The organism is Streptomyces sp. CB02366, from assembly GCF_001905905.1.
Taxonomy (GTDB): domain Bacteria; phylum Actinomycetota; class Actinomycetes; order Streptomycetales; family Streptomycetaceae; genus Streptomyces.
This window is the reverse complement of the sequence record NZ_LIVT01000006.1, coordinates 422,013-439,309: the sequence shown is the minus strand read 5'-3', so window position 1 is coordinate 439,309 and position 17,297 is coordinate 422,013. Positions and strand designations below refer to the sequence as shown.

The 17,297-nt window shown below is 72.2% G+C and carries 17 protein-coding genes; 14 read left to right on the top strand and 3 right to left on the bottom strand.

The genetic code is table 11. From position 1 onward, the window contains the following. Nucleotides 1-45: 45 nt before the first annotated feature. The gene (locus tag AMK24_RS20915; RefSeq protein WP_158072164.1) at nt 46-456 is read right to left on the bottom strand and encodes a hypothetical protein; all 411 of its coding nucleotides are present in this window, start codon (nt 454-456) and stop codon (nt 46-48) included. A gap of 77 nt (nt 457-533) precedes the next feature. Continuing rightward, the gene (locus AMK24_RS20910) at nt 534-2,063 is read right to left on the bottom strand and encodes a site-specific integrase (RefSeq protein ID WP_073770352.1); all 1,530 of its coding nucleotides are present in this window, start codon (nt 2,061-2,063) and stop codon (nt 534-536) included. Nucleotides 2,064-2,278: 215 nt separating this feature from the next. Between AMK24_RS20910 and AMK24_RS35335 the strand changes: the two genes are divergently transcribed. From AMK24_RS35335 to AMK24_RS20880, 5 genes are all read left to right on the top strand, one after another. Beyond that, entirely contained in the window at nt 2,279-2,524 is a 246-nt protein-coding gene (locus AMK24_RS35335; RefSeq protein WP_338012701.1) for a hypothetical protein, read from the top strand. Between the two features lie 25 nt (nt 2,525-2,549). Then, nucleotides 2,550-3,668, top strand: a complete 1,119-nt coding sequence (locus AMK24_RS20900; RefSeq protein WP_242435203.1) for an NUDIX domain-containing protein — start codon at nt 2,550-2,552, stop codon at nt 3,666-3,668. A 1,082-nt stretch (nt 3,669-4,750) separates the two neighbouring features. After that, nucleotides 4,751-5,236 carry a hypothetical protein gene (locus AMK24_RS20890; RefSeq protein ID WP_073770317.1) on the top strand — a complete coding sequence of 162 codons (486 nt, stop codon included), beginning with the start codon at nt 4,751-4,753 and terminating at the stop codon, nt 5,234-5,236. Nucleotides 5,237-5,255: 19 nt separating this feature from the next. Beyond that, nucleotides 5,256-6,755 (top strand): hypothetical protein, encoded by a 1,500-nt coding sequence (locus tag AMK24_RS20885; RefSeq protein ID WP_073770316.1) that lies wholly within the window; start codon nt 5,256-5,258, stop codon nt 6,753-6,755. Nucleotides 6,756-6,765: 10 nt separating this feature from the next. Then, nucleotides 6,766-7,395, top strand: a complete 630-nt coding sequence (locus tag AMK24_RS20880; RefSeq protein WP_073770315.1) for a hypothetical protein — start codon at nt 6,766-6,768, stop codon at nt 7,393-7,395. A gap of 468 nt (nt 7,396-7,863) precedes the next feature. Here AMK24_RS20880 and AMK24_RS20875 read toward each other — a convergent pair whose 3' ends face one another. After that, complete coding sequence (locus tag AMK24_RS20875) at nt 7,864-8,820, bottom strand: LysR substrate-binding domain-containing protein (protein WP_073770314.1); 957 nt, start codon at nt 8,818-8,820, stop codon at nt 7,864-7,866. A gap of 197 nt (nt 8,821-9,017) precedes the next feature. On the opposite strand from AMK24_RS20875, the gene AMK24_RS20870 reads away from it, so the two are divergent. From AMK24_RS20870 to kynU, 9 genes are read left to right on the top strand one after another with little or no spacing between them, the layout of a single operon-like run. Further along, nucleotides 9,018-10,436, top strand: coding sequence for a 2-hydroxymuconic semialdehyde dehydrogenase (locus AMK24_RS20870; protein WP_199876466.1), 1,419 nt, complete (start codon nt 9,018-9,020; stop codon nt 10,434-10,436). Further along, nucleotides 10,433-11,254 (top strand): 2-keto-4-pentenoate hydratase, encoded by an 822-nt coding sequence (locus AMK24_RS20865; protein WP_199876465.1) that lies wholly within the window; start codon nt 10,433-10,435, stop codon nt 11,252-11,254. Before AMK24_RS20870 ends, AMK24_RS20865 begins: the two co-directional genes overlap by 4 nt. Further along, a complete protein-coding gene (locus tag AMK24_RS20860) occupies nt 11,251-12,057 on the top strand; it encodes a 2-keto-4-pentenoate hydratase (protein ID WP_073770312.1) in 807 nt (268 codons plus the stop codon). Before AMK24_RS20865 ends, AMK24_RS20860 begins: the two co-directional genes overlap by 4 nt. After that, on the top strand, nt 12,054-12,479 hold the full coding sequence (locus AMK24_RS20855) for a RidA family protein (protein ID WP_073770311.1): 426 nt from the start codon (nt 12,054-12,056) through the stop codon (nt 12,477-12,479). The genes AMK24_RS20860 and AMK24_RS20855 overlap by 4 nt, the downstream gene beginning before the upstream one ends. After that, the gene (locus tag AMK24_RS20850; protein ID WP_073770310.1) at nt 12,476-13,048 is read left to right on the top strand and encodes a 3-hydroxyanthranilate 3,4-dioxygenase; all 573 of its coding nucleotides are present in this window, start codon (nt 12,476-12,478) and stop codon (nt 13,046-13,048) included. The genes AMK24_RS20855 and AMK24_RS20850 overlap by 4 nt, the downstream gene beginning before the upstream one ends. Beyond that, complete coding sequence (locus tag AMK24_RS20845; RefSeq protein WP_073770309.1) at nt 13,045-14,067, top strand: amidohydrolase family protein; 1,023 nt, start codon at nt 13,045-13,047, stop codon at nt 14,065-14,067. The genes AMK24_RS20850 and AMK24_RS20845 overlap by 4 nt, the downstream gene beginning before the upstream one ends. Nucleotides 14,068-14,117: 50 nt before the next feature. After that, entirely contained in the window at nt 14,118-14,978 is an 861-nt protein-coding gene (locus AMK24_RS20840; RefSeq protein ID WP_242435211.1) for an acetaldehyde dehydrogenase (acetylating), read from the top strand. Next, nucleotides 14,975-16,027 carry a 4-hydroxy-2-oxovalerate aldolase gene (gene dmpG / locus AMK24_RS20835; RefSeq protein ID WP_073770307.1) on the top strand — a complete coding sequence of 351 codons (1,053 nt, stop codon included), beginning with the start codon at nt 14,975-14,977 and terminating at the stop codon, nt 16,025-16,027. The genes AMK24_RS20840 and dmpG overlap by 4 nt, the downstream gene beginning before the upstream one ends. Further along, nucleotides 16,021-17,283 (top strand): kynureninase, encoded by a 1,263-nt coding sequence (gene kynU, locus AMK24_RS20830; protein WP_073770306.1) that lies wholly within the window; start codon nt 16,021-16,023, stop codon nt 17,281-17,283. The genes dmpG and kynU overlap by 7 nt, the downstream gene beginning before the upstream one ends. Nucleotides 17,284-17,297 lie beyond the last annotated feature (14 nt).

The following is a 17,297-nucleotide window of genomic DNA, read 5'->3' as shown; positions in this document are numbered from 1 at the left end:
CGACCACTTCCTCGCCTTCACCAGCATCGCCTGCACCCTGATCTGCTACCGCAGACTCGCCAAATGAGATGACCTCTTACTCGGACTGGAACTGGGAATGCGCCGGGCAAGCTCCTCGGCCACCGGTCCGTCAGCCAGTCGCGGATCCCGCCAGAGCAGGGCACGGACGAGCTGCAGCGCGTTCCGCCCCGCACTGGAACCGACGTGCTGCGTGCGCCAACGCTTGAGCATGGCGGCAGTCAAGCCGTCCAAGTCCGACGGTGGGTTCTCCAGTTCGGACAGGAACCGCGCGAACCGGTGCAGCTTCTTCCACGTACTCTCCGCCGTTCCGTGGCTCGTCCACCGGACGGACTGGGCGGCGAAAAGGGCAGCCAGGGACTGCTGCATCGGCGCGGCCACGGCCAACTGCGCGAAGTCGAACTCCTTCGCATGGCCCGCTTTGTTCAGTACGGTCACCACCAGTGTGCCTTGAGCAAGCGGGGCCTCGGCGCGGTGCCCAGATGGTGGCCGGGCAGCACGACGCCCGCGGGGACTCACGGAGCCGCCTCGAGGAGGCTGTCGATGTCCTGGATACCCTGCGTCTCCCGAGCGAGGCGCGCGAAGACATCGTCCAGACTCTCGACGTCTTGGCCGTCGGCAGTGGTCTCCGCGGCAGCCAGGATGGACTCCAGCTGCAGGTGCGACACGGGTGCGAGGTAGTGCCGCTTCGTGGTCTCCACGTCGGAGTGACCGAGGAGGGTCTTCACCAACCACCACGGATCGCCGAACAGCATGGCGAAGTCACGCAGGTCCGCTTTCGTCAGACCGTACCGGGACTCGAACAGCTCGTTCAGCAGGATCAGCATGTAGAGCGCCATGGAATGCCTGGCGGCGTGAGGGGTGGCGTACGGGCTCTTGCCGCGAACATTCGCCAGCCGGAACGTCCGGTCGACCTTCCGTTCCTCGTCGCTGAGCAGGACATCTTCGCAGCGCAGGTTCGCGTTCCTGAACACGCCGTTCCAGCGATCCGGTTCCATGGGCAGGCCTTGCTCAGTCAGCCACAACCAGGCCGGCTCCGGCCCGTCCGGACCCTCCAGAAACAACCACCGTCGCTCGCGCCAGCCCAAGAGGCTCAGCTCCTGCCCGCCGATGACGCCGTGGGCATCCACCCATTCCACCTTCGGCTTGATCCCGCGCGTCACGCTCGTCACCAGCCGCATCGTCGTCAGTCGGTCGTAGCGGCCCGCAGCCTGGGCCTGCTGAACGGCCCAGGCCCGCTCCGACTGGACATACGCCTCGACCTGGCCGACAGCGTCCACGGACGCGTAGAACGTGCGGGTGTTCTTCGCCCTCGTCACCGCGCCCGCGATACGGCCATGCAGGTAGCGGCCGTGCCGCAGGTGCTGGGTCGGCAGCTCGAACGTCAGCAGCGAACCGCCCTCCTGCCGCCGCAGGCCCGAGCTCAGCAGAAGCTGCACGAAGCTGGTGTTGCGGATCTCCGTCCGCGACTCCCACCCGGGCGCCGCCACCCCGGCTCGGGTGTGGCCGCGCAGCCCGACGTCCGACCACAGGCCCCATGTCCGCGGCGTCAGCCACGACACCCGCGCGCTGACCGAGTCTGCGGCCCGGTCCTCTCGCCGCGATATGTCTACCGGCAGAGGGTAGACCTTGCCCCACTTGAACAGCTTGGTGAACGCCGCCGCCTCGCGGTTCCACTTCGTCCCGCCGACCCGTTGGGGGTTTTCCACGGCTCGGCACCGCCAGTCGCGGAAGTCCACGAGATCCTGCTCGGTCGCCTGCTGCCAGGCAACTCCGCGCGAAGACAGGAAGTCAAGAAGGATGCGAATATCCGTCGCGTAATTTCGCTTGGATTCCCGTTCCAGGTTCCGGAACTCCTTGGAACGGACAAAATCCAGCAGACCCGAATCGACCATGCCGTCCGGTCGCACGAATACAGGGTCCCCCGGCATCAGCCTGATCTGGGACACCGCCGTCGGCAGGTCCTGTACCCCCAGCACACCACCAGTTGGGAGCGTCCCCCAGTGCTCTGGATCCGGTACCCGCACCACATGCCACGTACTCAACCTGCGCCTCCCCTGATGCTTGAACACGCTCAATCATCAGGGAAACCGGGCACCCCGACCACCGGCGCGCCCACCAGATCACCCTCCTCGCCGTCGAGGCCGCCGGCCTCCCGCACCTGTATCCCGACGCCGGGGAGCCCTGGCAGCCTGCCGCTCTGTACGCGGCTACACACGCGGAATCCGGGATGGGCCGACTCGGCCCGCTCCTTCAGAGCGTGGGTAAAACGCTCCTCGCGGTGCCGGACGCGTACGTGAGCACGGTCGTCGACGTCTCACCGTGGGCCGCCGTGAAGTGGGAGGCGATCTGCGCCCACCGCAGCGAGGTCGCCCGCGAGCGGCCCCTGCCCGGCCTGCTCGCCCGCCTGCCCGAAGCGGAACGCGACGAGATCATCCGCACCGAGTCCTTCACCCGGCTCTCCCCCGGCCCCGCGCCGGGCGACCCCCACCGGCTCGCCGTCTGACCGCTGTCCACGTGGTTCCGCCCGCATGATCGGAGACGAGATGACCGCCACCCCCGCCCCTGACGCACCGCCCAGCACGATGATGACCGACGAGGAGTACGGGGCCTCACGCGCATCGGCAGCCCTCTGGGCCGGTACGTCCGTGCTGATCACCGACCGGCGCGGCCGGGTCCTGATCCAGCACGTCGACTACCGCACGGCCTGTCTCCTGCCGGGCGGCGCCGTCGACGCGAACGAGGCCCCGGCCCGGGGCGCCGCGCGGGAGTTGCGCGAGGAACTCGGCGTCACCACGACCGTCGACCAAGGGCTCGCCATCGACTGGGTCAGCGCCGACAGCCTCAACGCGCCCGCCGACATGCGCTTCCCCGGCGAGATCCTCCACGTCTACGACGGCGGGACGTGGGACGAGGAGCAGATCGCCGCCATCCGGCTGCCCGACCGTGAGATCACGGCCCTCGAGTTCGTCGAACCCGCTCGGCTACCGGACCTGATGGCTCCCGGCGACGCCCGCCGGGTCCTGTCCGCCCTGCGTGCCCGGATCAACTCCGCCGGGCCCGCCCTGCTGGAGAACGGCGTCCCGATCGCCGCCACCGTCCTGGACCGGGCCGGCGCCCTTCGTACCGCCCGCGCCCCACACCATCTGTCCTTTCACGTCGGGCCCGCCCCGGAGCAGCTTTCGGTGGTCCAGGTCCGGGGCTGGCTCCTCGGACCCGACGGCCGCGTCCTGGTGCTTCTGGAACCGGACACCGGCGCGGCTCTCCTGCCGGGCGGCGCCCCCGAACTCCCGGACGGCGGCGATCCGCTCGTCACACTGCGCCGGGAAGCGCGTGAAGAAGCCGCGGCCGAGTTCGGCGTACCGCTGTTCCTCGGCCACCTGCACGACCCCGGCAAGCCGTACACCCGCCTCCGTTACGCCGCGCCCCTCACCCGCCTCGGCCCGCCATCCGCCGACCCGGCCACCGGCCGCACCCGCATCCGCCTCCTGGCCACACCCGAGCAGGCTCTGGAACTCTTCGACTGGGGCTCCCCGGCGGCCGACCAGCTCGCCGCCGTCCACCAGGCCCGCGCACGACTCGGGATCCCCCGTGCCGCGCGGCAGCCCCTCACCGAGCTGCCGGACGCCACCGACCTCGCCGCCTTGTAGTTCCCGGCTCGTCTCGAAGCGAGGACTCGCATGAGCAACCCATCACCTGCCCTGGGTGCGCCCCCCGTGCCCGCTCAGCCCCTGTCGGCCACAAGAGCCGCATCTGATGCTCCACCGCCGGTTCGAACCGGACACTGCCGATGTCGGCGAACTGCCCCTCGCTATCAGCTCCTTGAGGTAGAGCGCAGCGGGCTCGACCGGCCTGCCGCGTCCATCCAGCACTCTGTACGGCTCCCAGGGATCTCCCGTCTTCAGTAGCTGGCCTAACTGGGGCAGGACGAAGTTCCTCAGGTCCCTTCCGGACCGCTGCTCATCAAGCACCTCGGGGAGCTAGCAGATATCTGGCCTGACCTGCGAAGACAGCTGAGTTAGTTCGGTTGACAGGCCCGCATGTGCACGGTGTGGTCACAACGTCGGTTAGTAGCCGTTCTCGTTCAGGGGTGCCGACGCCGGATCCACGCTCGCCGTGCGAGGCCGCGCCCCGGGGCTGGTGATCAGCTGTGCGGGCCGCTGAGAGCTGATCTCCGCCCCGGGTGAAGGACCCGGGGGACCGGGGCGGAGGATCGCTGCTCAGAACGGCTCTGGAGCCTCTTCTGCCTTGACCGCCTCCACGGCGGCGTCCCAGATCGCTTCCCACTCCCGCAGGACGCGGTCGCGGTCGCACTGGGAGGGGCGACACGGCAGCGGGCGTAAAGCGGGTCTCCAGGGAGGGCGGCGCGGCCGCAGAGGCCGTTGTGTCCGGTGCAGGCGCCGCCGTCGGTCGCGGTCGGGGGCAGTGCGGCGTCGAGGCGGGCGTAGCGGGCTTGGTCCTGGCAAGTGGCGCGCTGGTTGCCGGTGCGGGTGCGGACGGTGCAGGTGTATCCGTCGAGGCCGGGGCAGAACGGCCACCCGAGGTGGAGGGCGCACCGGGTGTCGCCGACGACGGCGAGGACCGGGCAGCGGGCGGGCGATCACCTCCCCCAGCAGCGGCACCGGCCACCCCGCAGCCAGGAGCCCGGACACCACGAGGCCCTGGTCCCGGAGCATGCCTCCATCCCTGTTGCTAGGGTGAACCGTTGTTTTCGATCAGGGGCGGGGGACCCATGACGTTCGACGACGAGTGGGCAGCACTCAAGTCCGACGCGCGAGACCAGCAGTCGGCACAGATGAGCCTCGACACGGCTGGGGCCCAGCCCGGTGTTTCTGCGTCCGGCACCGATCGCGACCTGGTGGTGCACCGGGACGAGCTGGGCGCGGTCGGTAACGAGGCCTTCCGGATCCACGGCGAACTGCGGAAGCGTGCTGACGTGGCGGGCGCCGGTGCCGACAAGGCCGGTGCGGGAACCACGGCCCGGGCTGCGGCGGAGTTGCAGGGCCGGAACTTCAGCACGGGTGGCGAGTTGTACACCACGCTCGAAGTCTGGACTTCGCAGGTGAAGACGGTCCTGCAGATGTTCGCGCACATCTCCAACCACCTGGACTACTCGAGGAAGTCGCACGCCAACGACGAGGTGGAGATCGCCGCCACGCTCAGAGGGCGGGACGGCTCCGCCGTGCCGGTGTCGGAGCTGCAGAAGTACGTGAAGTGACCAGGGGGAGCGGGACAGCATGGGGGCGTTCTCATACACGGATCTGATCGAAGCCGACCTGGGCAAGCTGAACTCGGCGGCCGACGACTGGACCTCGACGGCGGCCGGTCTGGAAAGGCTGAGGACCGAGGTCTACAGCGGCCTCCTCCAGTTGTCCGACGGAGCCGACTGGGCTGGGCTGAATGCGACCGTCACCAAGAATTTCGTCCGCAAGACGGTCAAGGAGGTCGCGGATCTCCAGATGGAGGCACAGAGCATCGTGTCAGTCCTCCGGGACGGTCACGCCGAACTGACGCACGTGCAGAAGCGTGCTCGCGAGCTTTCCGCGGAAGCACGCAAGGGCAATCCTGACCGGGCGGCGGGCCCCGATCCGGGGCTGTTGGTGTCGGACGGTCCCAACGGGACCGTGAAGGTCATGGAGGCCTTCTGCGGCGTGGAAGGCACGTCCCAGCGGACCAAGGACCTGATGCAGTGGTACGCCGACACCCTCACGGGTCTGGTCGCGCACGCGGCGGAGATCGACGCCGCCGTGACCCGGGCCCTCAAGCGAAGCCACGGCGGCGACCCGCACAACGCGGGGCACGCGACGTACACCTCGCTCGACGAGGACCAACTCCCCCGCGCCACCAAGCTCGCCTCTCTCGGGAACGATGCGAACACGGCGCAGCGGGCCGAGCTGCGGCGACTGTGGACATCGCTGAGCCCCCAGGCGCGTGCGGAGTTGTGGATCGGGCACAAGGACGACCTTCTCGCGGCGGGACTGCTCGCTCCGACCATCAAGAAGGCCGCCCCCGACCGGGGCTCCGGCCCCCACGGTGTCGAAGATCCGGGGGCCGAGGAGCACAGGACCCGGGAGAAGATGAATCTGATCGCCGAGGCCGCCGACTGGAAGGGCGACAACGACGCCGCGCGGCACATGGCGCACTACCTCGGGAACAGCGGGACGGACATGGACCTGCCCGTCGACAAGATGATGTCGGACGTGCCCGGCTTCAACGCGCACATCGAGGACGGCATCAGGGAACATCAGGCGGCTTGGCGCGACGACGCTCTCGCGGAGTTCCGGCGTAATGGCGGACAACCCGTCTCGATGCCGGTGGAGACCGGAAACCGGGACTTCGCCTTCACACCGGATGTCGACAACAACTGGTTCTATGCGGTCGGGTCCACCCGGTCGAACGTGACCGGGGTGGTCACCGTCGTACCGGACGAGAACGGACAGCCCAAAGTCGGTCTCGACTACCAGGCCAACGCCTGGGACCGCTACAACTGGGACGAGAGCAAAGGCGTGACCATCGATCTTCCGTGGGGCAGCGGCATGAGCATTCCGGACGGTCAGATGGCCCGCCTCCACACCACCGGCATCGCCCAGGAATTCGACATGGCAGGCAGCAGCTCCGTCAAACACTACGATCTGGGCGGACCCGCCCCGAACCAGGGCTCTCTGCCGCAGCCGGACCAGCCCGGCCGCGAGGGCGACCGGACGGATCCGGGTCGTGAGCAGCAGGAAGCGCGATAGAGGATCACTGATGGACACCTCCCCCCAGACCGCTGCCGACACGCAGCCCGTGCGCCGCCGCCGTGCGCCGGCCGCACTCGTCGTCGTTGTGGCGCTCCTCGCCTGCGTCGCCACCGCGATCGGTGTGGTGTCCTGGGTCGCCGACGACGTGTCGTCGGACCTGACGGACCAGGAAATGACGTGTTGCTGGGAGGACGGAGCCACGCCCGCCTGGATGAGCGACCAGCTCGGTATCCGCATTCCGGAGGGAGCCTCGGACCGACGGTCGGGCTACAAGACCGGCCAGCGTTACGACACCGGCCTGCTCGCCTTCGTCCTGCCGAGCGAGGACGCGGAGCGGTACACAGGCCGACTCATCCGAAGCGGCACCGAGATGATCGGGAACTCCCACCCCGAGGGGAAGGACTACCGGCCCGCCGCCGCCTTCGGTCACCTCGGACTGCCCGAACCCGAGACGTTCGTCCAGGGCCTGCGAAAGGCCAGCCTGTGCCCGGACGACCTCGCGTCCCCGGAGGGCAAATACCTCCAACGCTGCGTCGACCTCTTCGCCCACGAGTTCACACCCGGCACCACGCGGATCTACGTCCGATCGACCATCGAACCCTCCACCACTCCTCCACCCGCGAGCACGGCCCCCTAAGGACTGTCCCGCAATTCCCGGCGGGCGCGCGACGACGGCTACGGCGCCTCGCCGCATTGTCGGAACATCCCCGTACATCCAGTATGCGGATGCCCCTCCGCCTTGCGATGCACCGCATCCGACGCCGCGCACCGATCCACCGGGAACTGCGGGACAGCCCTTACGCAAGCTCCGCTGCAGCACCAACCGCATCACAGCGATCGTCCAGGCCGTCCTCGTCCTTCACCACGCGTCAGCGTGAGGTTGGAAAAGGCTCACTGTCCGGCATTCCGGCGGGTGGATTTCCCCCGCGCGCTCCGCTCGTACGCGAATCACGACCGTCGGCACGGACAGTGGACCGAGGGCGTCGGCCCCCTCTGCTGAAAGGCCTCTACCAGGCCCGGACTTCGAGGCGGCACGGGGGCAGCCCGATCCGACTGCGGGTCAGCGCCTCGGACCGGGTATGGAAGATCCGGAGCCATCGCCCCGTCACCCTTGCGGGCCGGCGCCGAGGCTCGCGCGGAGCAGCGCCGCCTCCTCGTCGAGGTGGCGCAGAAGGGCTTCGAGGGCGGGGGTGCGGGTGCGGTGGGCGGCCTCGGTGACGCCCACCGTGCGGCCCACCGAGGGGAGGTCGACCGGCAGCGCGGCGAGGTGCTCGTCGTCGCGCAGGACCAGTTCGGGCAGGAGCGCCACCATGTCGGTCTGGAGGAGCAGGGCCCGCATGGTGAGGATGGAGGTGCACTCCACCCGGTCGGCGGGGAGCGCCAGCCCCCGGTCGACGAAGAGGGCTCCCAACTCCTGTCGTAGTGCGGTCTGTTCGACCGGCAGGATCCATGGGTGGGCGAGCGCGTCGGTGAGCGCGACGGGGCCCCCGGCCGGCCGTTCCGCCAGGAGCGGGTGCCCGGCGCGGACGGCGAGCCGGATGGGCTCGCGGTAGAGCATCCGCTGCCGCAGTGCCTCCCCGCCGCCCGGGGCGGGCCCCACGCGGCCGACGATGAGGTCGAGTTCGCCGCCGAGCAGGGCCGGGTGGAGGACGTCGGGGGTGCCCTCGCGGACCACGACGGTGAGCCGGGGGCGCTCATTCTTGAGGCGGGCCACGGCCCGGGGCAGCAGCACGTTGGCCCCGGCGAGCAGGGTGCCCACGGTGACGGTGCCGTCCTGGCCCTGGCGCAGTCCGGTGAGGTGCTCCTTGGCCCGCCGGATCTCGGCGACCACCGCGCGGGCGTGGCCGACGAGCGCCTCGCCGTAGACGGTGGGCCGCATGCCGCGCGGAACGCGGACGAAGAGCGGGAGTTCGGCGACGGTCTCCAGTTCGCGCAGGGTGCGGGTGGCGGCGGGCTGGGTGAGGTGGAGGCTCTCCGCCGCCCGGCCGACGCTTCCGTGGTCGTACACCGCGATGAGCAGGGTCAGGTGCCGGAACTTCAGCCGGCCGTCCAGGAGGTCCATCGCCGGGGCTCCTTCCGGGGAGTCGGTGGGGCACCCGGGGGCGGGGCCGTACGGCGGTATACCAGGATCGCTATGGCTCTCTTACCGATCGGCATTGGATCGGCATAGCTGGGTGGGCGCACTATACCGACACGCACCGGGGCGATTTTCGGACAGCTCCCGGCTCAGCAACGGAGGTCTGCAAGGTGAGTTCACCCGTGCGGCATTACGTAGGAGGCGGGTTCGACGCGTCCGGCGTGCCGTTTCCGCTCGTCGATCCCGTCACCGGCCGCACCGTCGGCGCGGTACCGGAGGCGTCGCGGGAGCTGGTCGACCGGGCCGTGGCCGCGGCCCGCGCGGCGCTGCGCGGGCCGTGGGCCGCGTGGAGCCCTGCGGAGCGGTCGCGGCTGCTGCACCGGATCGCCGACGGGATCGAGGCGCGCTTCGAGGAGTTCGCCGCCGCCGAGTGCGCCGACACCGGCAAGCCCCGTGAGCTGGCCTCGACGGTGGACATCCCGCGCGCGGTGGCCAATTTTCGCTCCTACGCGGAGCTGTTGGCGGGGCGGAGCGAGCGGTCCTGGCACACCCCGACGCCCGACGGCCGGGGCGCTCTGAACTACACGGTGCGCAAGCCGCTCGGCGTCGTCGCGGTGGTGTCGCCGTGGAACCTGCCGCTGTTGCTGCTCACCTGGAAGGTCGCCCCGGCCCTCGCCACTGGCAACACGGTCGTCGCCAAGCCGTCCGAGCTGACCCCCGGCACGGCCTGCCTGCTGGCCGAGGTGATGGACGAGGTGGGCGTCCCCCCGGGCGTCTTCAACCTGGTGCACGGGCGGGGTCCGGACGCGGCCGGCCAGTGGCTGACCGAGCACCCCGGCGTGGACGCCGTCGCCTTCACCGGGGCGTCCCGCACCGGTACGGAGATCATGCGGGCGGCGGCGGCCCGGCTGGCGCCGGTCTCCTTCGAACTGGGCGGCAAGAACGCGGGCCTGGTCTTCGCGGACGCCGACCTGGAGGAGGCGGTGGCGGGCACCCTGCGGTCCGCCTTCACCCACAGCGGTCAGGTCTGCCTGTGCACCGAGCGGGTGTACGTGGAGCGGCCGGTGTTCGACGCGTTCGCGGCGGCGCTGGCCGCCGGGGCCAAGCAGTTGTCCGGCTACGGGCCGATGGTGTCGGCCGCCCACCGCGACAAGGTCCTGGGCCACCTGGAGCGGGCCGCCGCCGACGGCGGTGAGGTGCTGGCGGGCGGCGGGACGCCGCGCTTCGGGGACGAGCGGGACGGCGGCTTCTGGGTGGAGCCCACCGTGCTGACCGGGCTGCCGGAGGACCACCCGGCGGTCCGGGACGAGATCTTCGGCCCGGTCGTGCACCTGGCGCCGTTCGACACCGAGGAGGAGGCGCTGGCCCTCGCGAACGCGGGGCCGTACGGGCTGGCCGCCACCGTGTGGACCGGCGACGTGCGCCGCGCCCACCGGGTCGCCCCGGCCCTCGACGTGGGCATCGCCTGGGTCAACACCTGGAACCTGCGCGACCTGCGCACCCCGTTCGGCGGGGTGAAGGCGTCCGGTATCGGGCGCGAGGGCGGCGACCACTCCCTGGACTTCTTCTCGGAGCCGATGAACGTGTGCGTGAAGCTGTGACGACGACCCGGAACGACCCGGCGGTGCGGGACGCCGCCGAACGCCTGGACCGGGCGCGCCGCACCGGGACGCCCTGCGCCCCCGTCCGGGACCTGCTGCCGGCCGGGGACCTGGACGCGGCCTACGCCGTGCAGTCGCTGCTGACCGGGCGCCGGCTGGCCGAGGGCCGCCGGATCACCGGCTGGAAGGTCGGCCTGACCTCGCCCGCCGTGCAGCGGCAACTGGGCGTGGACACCCCGGACTTCGGGGCCCTGTTCGACGACACCGCCGTCCCGGACGGCGCGGAGCTGCCCTGGGGGGCGGTGCTCCAGCCGAAGGCCGAGGCCGAGGTGGCGCTGGTCCTGGAGCACGACCTGCCGCACGAGCGGCACACGGTGGCCGACGTGATCCGGGCGACCGCCTTCGCGCTGCCCGCCGTCGAGGTGGTCGGCAGCCGGATCCGCGACTGGGACATCACGGCCGTGGACACGGTCGCCGACAACGCCTCCAGCGGGGCGTACGTGCTCGGCGCCCGCCCGGTACCGCTGCGGGACCTGGACCTGCGGACCGCCGGGATGGTGCTGGAGCGGCGCGGCGAGCCCGTCTCCACCGGCGCGGGCGTCGCCTGCCTCGGCCATCCCCTGCACGCCGCCGTCTGGCTGGCGGACACGCTCGTCCGGCTGGGCACGCCGCTGCGGGCCGGGGACACGGTGCTCACCGGAGCGCTCGGGCCGATGGCGGCGGTGGCGCCGGGCGACGTGCTGGAGGCCCGTATCGACGGACTCGGTTCGGTGCGCGCGGTCTTCGGACCCGCCGCCGCGGAAGGAGACCCCCGATGACCCCGGCAGACCCGGTGACCCCGGCAGATCCGACGGCGGCGGTGGACCCGGCCGCCCTGGCGGAGGCGCTGGACGCGGCAGCCCTGGCGGCGCGCCCGCTGCCCGGCGGCGGCAGCGGCCTCACCACGACCACTCAGGCGTACGCCGTGCAGGAGGCGCTGCTGGCGCGGCGGTTCGCCCGGGGCGAGCGGCCCACCGGGGTGAAGCTGGGCTTCACCAGCGCCGCCAAGATGCGGCAGATGGGCGTCTGTGACCTGATCCACGGGCGGCTGACGGACCGGATGGAAATCCCGGACGGGGGGCGCTGCGACGTCTCCGGTCTGATCCACCCCCGGATCGAGCCCGAGATCGCCTTCCTGCTCGGCGCGGTCCTCGCGCCGGGCGGCGATCCGGCGGCGGCGGTCGCGGCGGTGGCCCCCGCCCTGGAGGTCATCGACTCCCGCTACGACGGCTTCCGCTTCTCGCTGCCCGAGGTGATCGCGGACAACACCTCCGCCGCCGGGTACGCGCTCGGCCCCTGGACCCCGGCGGCCTCGCTGGGCGGACTGCGGTCCCTGGCCAACCTGGGCGTGGTGCTGGAGGTGGACGGCCGCCCGGCCGAGACCGGTTCGACGGCCGCGATCCTCGGCGACCCGCTGCGCGCGCTGGCCGCCGCCGCCCGGCTGGCCGGCCCGCTCGCGGCGGGGACGGTCGTCCTCGCCGGGGCGGCGACCGCCGCCGTACCGCTGCCTCCGGGGACGCACGTGCGGGCCACCGTGGCCCGGCTCGGTTCCGTCGGCCTCACCACCGGGGAGGCGGCGTGATCGTCCCCGGCGCGGCCCCGCCGCGCGGCCGGTTCCCGCACCTGCGGCGCGCGGGGGACCTGGTCTTCGTCTCCGGTACGAGCTCCCGCCGTCCGGACGGCGGCTTCACCGGGGCGAGCGTCGACCCGATGGGCGTCACCGACCTCGACATCCGGGTCCAGACCCGGGCGGTCCTCGACAACATCGCGGCCATCCTGGCCGCCGCCGGCGGCGGTCTGGACGACCTGGTGTCGGTGACCGCCTACCTGGTCAGCATGAACGACTTCGGCGGCTACAACGAGGTCTACGCCGAGTACTTCGACGAGACCGGGCCGACCCGGACCACCGTCGCCGTCCACCAACTCCCCCACCCCCACCTGCTGATCGAGATCAGCGCGGTGGCCCACCTCCCCCAGCACCCGAGCGAGGAACAGCACCGATGACGATGAGACCGTTCAACCTCCAGGCGTGGATCGAAGAGCACCGCCACCTGCTGAAGCCTCCGGTCGGCAACGTGCAGATCTGGCAGGACGCCGACCTGATGGTGACGGTCGTCGGCGGCCCCAACCGCCGCACCGACTTCCACGACGACCCCATCGAGGAGTTCTTCTACCAGCTCAAGGGCGACATGGTGCTCCGCGTCATGGAGGAGGAGGGCCGGCCGCCGCGCGACATCCACATCCGCGAGGGCGACGTCTTCCTCGCCCCGGCGCACCTGCGGCACTCCCCGCAGCGGCCGGAGGAGGACAGCATCGGCCTGGTCGTCGAGTTCGCCCGGCCGCAGGGCCACCTCGACGCCTTCGAGTGGTACTGCGTCGGGTGTCACCACCTGGTGCACCGCAGCGAGGTGCAGCTCACCTCGATCGTCGACGACCTGCCGCCGGTCTTCTCCGCCTTCTACGCCGATGAGGCCGCCCGCACCTGCGGGCACTGCGGCGCCCTCCACCCGGGCAAGGACTGGCCCGAGGAGCTGCGGCCCCGCACCCGGCGCGACGAGGCGGGCGGCGCATGACCGTCGTCGACGTCCACGCACACGTCTTCCCCGAGATCGGCCGCGCCGAGTCGCGCCGGATCACCGGCTCCGAGGACGGCCCGTGGCTGCGCACCGCGGACGGCCCCGACGCCGGGATGATGATGGCCGGGTCCGCCGAGTACCGGCCCGTGCGCCGCACCCTGTGGGATCCGGCCACCCGTGTCGCCGATCTCGACCGGCTCGGCGTGGACGTGCAGGTGCTGTCCAGCACGCCGCTGCTGTTCGGCTACGGCCTGGAGGCGGCGCGGGCCGCCGACTGGTGCCGGACCGTCAACGGGCACCTGCTGCGGTACGCCGCGCACGCCCCCGGCCGGCTGGCCCCGCTGTGCCAGGTGCCGCTCCAGGACACCGAGGCGGCCTGCGCGCTGGTCACCGAGGCGATGCGGGAGGGTTTCCACGGCGTCCACATCGGCAACCACCTCGGCGACCGCGATCTCGACGACGGCGCCCTCCTCGAGTTCCTCGCGCACTGCGCGCACGAGGACGCGGCCGTCCTGGTCCACCCGTGGGACCTGCCGACCGATCCGCGCCACTCCCGCTACATGCTGGCCTGGCTGGCGGGGATGGCGGGCGAGACGCACCTGACGATCCTGTCGCTGATCCTCTCCGGCGCCTTCGAGCGGCTCCCGGCGTCGCTGCGGCTGCTGTTCGCGCACGGCGGCGGCAGCTTCCCGTACCTGCTGGGCCGGGCGGAGAACGCCTGGCACCGGCGGGACATCGTGCGCGCCGACAGCCCGCACCCGCCGTCGTACTACACCGAGCGCTTCGCCGTGGACTCGGCCGTCTTCGACCCCGGGGCGCTGCGGCTCCTGGTGGACGTGATGGGCGCGGAGCGGGTGCTGCTCGGCTCCGACCACCCGTTCCCGCTGGGCGAGGAGTCCATCGGCCGGCTGGTGCGGGAGAGCGGCCTGGCCCCCGCCGAGCGGGACGCGGTCCTCGGCGGCAACGCCGTCCGCTTCTTCGGGCTGGCCTCCCTGCTGAAGGAGGTCGTGCGGTGAGGGCCGCCGTCATCGGATCGGGCAACATCGGCACCGATCTCCTCATCAAGATGATCCGCGGCTCGGGGCTCGTGACCGCCGCCGCGATGATCGGCATCGACCCGGAGTCGGACGGGCTCGCGCGGGCCCGCCGGCTCGGTGTGCCGACCAGCTCCGACGGGGTCGCCGGGCTGATCGCCATGGACGGTTTCGACGGGATCGACGTCGTCTTCGACGCCACCTCGGCCGCCGCCCACCACCGCAACGCCGCCGCGCTCGCCCCGTACGGGAAGACGCTGATCGACCTCACCCCGGCGGCCACCGGCCCCTACGTCGTCCCGTCCGTCAACCTCGACGAGCACCTGGACGCGCCCGACCTCAACATGGTCACCTGCGGCGGGCAGGCCACCGTCCCGGTCGTCGCCGCCGTCGCCGCCGTCGCCCCCGTGCACTACGCGGAGATCGTCGCCTCGATCGCCTCCCGGTCCGCCGGGCCCGGCACCCGGGCCAACATCGACGAGTTCACCGAGACGACCTCCCGCGCCCTGGAGCGGGTCGGCGGCGCGGCCCGGGGCAAGGCGATCATCGTCCTCAACCCGGCCGAACCGGCGCTGCTCATGCGGGACACCGTGCACTGCCTCGTCGACGACGCCGACACCGATCGGATCGCCGCGTCGGTGCGCGCGAAGGCCGCGGAGGTCGCCGCGTACGTCCCCGGCTACCGGCTCAAGCAGGAGCCGCAGTTCCGGACGCTCACCGCCGACGACCCGCTGGTCCGGCTCGGCGGCGGGGCCCGGCTGCTCGTCTCCGTCTACCTGGAGGTCGAGGGCGCCGCCCACTACCTCCCCGCCTACGCCGGGAACCTCGACATCATGACCGCCGCCGCGCTGCGCACCGCCGAGCGCCTGGCCGAACGGAGCACGGGCCGATGACCCGCGTCTACGTCCAGGACGTCACCCTGCGGGACGGCATGCACGCCGTCTCCCACCGCTACACCCTCGACCAGGTGCGGGCGATCGCGGCCGCCCTGGAGGCGGCCGGCGTGGACGCCGTGGAGGTCGCGCACGGCGACGGCCTCTCCGGCTCCTCCATCACCTACGGCCCCGGCGCCCACACCGACTGGGAGTGGCTGGAGGCGGCGGCCGAGGTCCTCGACCGGGCCCGGCTCACCACGCTGCTGCTGCCCGGCATCGGCACCGCCGCCGACCTGCGCCGCGCCCACGCGCTCGGCGTCACCTCGGTCCGCGTCGCCACCCACTGCACGGAGGCGGACGTGTCCGCCCAGCACATCGCGCTCGCCCGCGACCTGGGCATGGACGTCTCCGGCTTCCTGATGATGTCCCACCTCGCGCCGCCCGCCGAACTGGCCGCGCAGGCCCAGCTGATGGAGTCGTACGGCGCGCACTGCGTGTACGTCACCGACTCCGGCGGCCGGCTGACGATGGACGGCGTGCGGGACCGGGTCCGCGCCTACCGGGACGTCCTCGACCCCGCCACCGAGATCGGCGTCCACGCCCACCACAACCTCGGCCTCGGCGTCGCCAACAGCATCGTCGCGGTGGAGGCGGGCGCACACCGCGTCGACGCCTCCCTCGCCGGGCAGGGCGCGGGCGCGGGCAACGCCCCGCTGGAACCGGTGGTCGCGGTCTTCGACCTGATGGGCTGGGAGCACGGCTGCGACCTCTTCCCCCTGATGGACGCGGCCGAGGAGCTGGTCCGGCCGACGCAGGACCGGCCCGTGCGGGTCGACCGGGAGACCCTGACGCTCGGCTACGCCGGGGTGTACTCCAGCTTCCTGCGGCACGCGGAGGCGACGGCCGCCCGGCACGGGCTCGACACCCGGGACCTGCTCGTCGAGGCGGGCCGGCGGCGGCTGGTCGGCGGGCAGGAGGACCTGCTCACGGACATCGCCCTGGACCTCACCCGCACCGCCGCCGATGCCGCCACTTCCACCCCCGACCACGGAGCCCCCGCATGCTGACCGAACCCACCGGCCTCACCGGCCTCACCACCCGCGCAGCGGCCCTGGACGCCGCCGACCCGCTCGCCGCCGTCCGGAACCGCTTCCTCCTCCCCGACGGGGTCGTCTACCTCGACGGCAACTCCCTCGGCGCCCTGCCCGCCGCCGTCCCGGCGGCCGTCGAGGACGCCGTGCACCGCCAGTGGGGCACCGACCTGATCCGCTCCTGGAACGCCAACGGCTGGTGGGAGGCGCCGGTGCGGACCGGCGACGCGATCGGCCGGCTGGTCGGCGCGGCCCCCGGGCAGGTCGTCGCCGGGGACTCCACCAGCGTCCAGCTCTTCAACACCCTGGTCGCCGCCGCCCGGCTGCGCCCCGGCCGCCGGCTGCTGCTGACCGACCCGGACCACTTCCCCACCGACCAGTACATCGCCGACTCGGTGGGCCGGCTGCTCGGCCTCGACGTCCGCCGGGTGCCGGCGCGGGACGCCGCCGCCGTGCTGGCCGCCGAGGCGGGGAACGTCGCGGTCGCCGCGTACGCCCCGGTCGACTACCGCACCGGCGAGCTGTACGACATGGCCGCGCTCACCGCCGCCGCGCACGACTCCGGCGCCCTGATGCACTGGGACCTGTGCCACGCGGCGGGCGCCCTGCCGGTCGGACTCGACGCGGTCGAGGCGGACTTCGCGGTCGGCTGCGGCTACAAGTACCTGTCGGGCGGACCGGGCGCCCCCGCGTTCGCGTACGTCGCCCACCGCCACCAGGAGGGCTTCGACCATCCGCTGACCGGTTGGCACGGGCACGCCGAGCCGTTCGCGATGGCGGGGGCGTACACCCCGGCGGCGGACATCACCCGGGCCCGGATCGGCACCCCCGCGCTGCTCTCCCTGATCGCCCTGGAGGCCGCGCTCACCGCCTTCGACGGGGTGGAGATGGCCGCCGTGCGGACCAAGAGCCTGTCCCTGACCGGCTTCTTCCAGGAGTGCGCCGACCTCCTCCTCGACGGCCTCGGCTTCACCCCGGCCACCCCGCGCGAGCCGGAACGCCGGGGCAGTCAGGTCGCGCTGCGGCACCCGGAGGCGTACCCGCTGGTCGCGGCGCTCACCGCCCGCGGCGTGATCGGCGACATGCGCGCCCCCGACCTGCTCCGCTTCGGCTTCAACGCCCTGTACGTGACGCACGCCGACGTGCTGCGCGCGGTGGTCGAGCTGCGCGACATCGCCGTCTCCGGGGCCCATCTCGCCCCCGCGTTCCAGCAGCGCCCCACCGTCACCTGAGCCCCTCCCCCGTC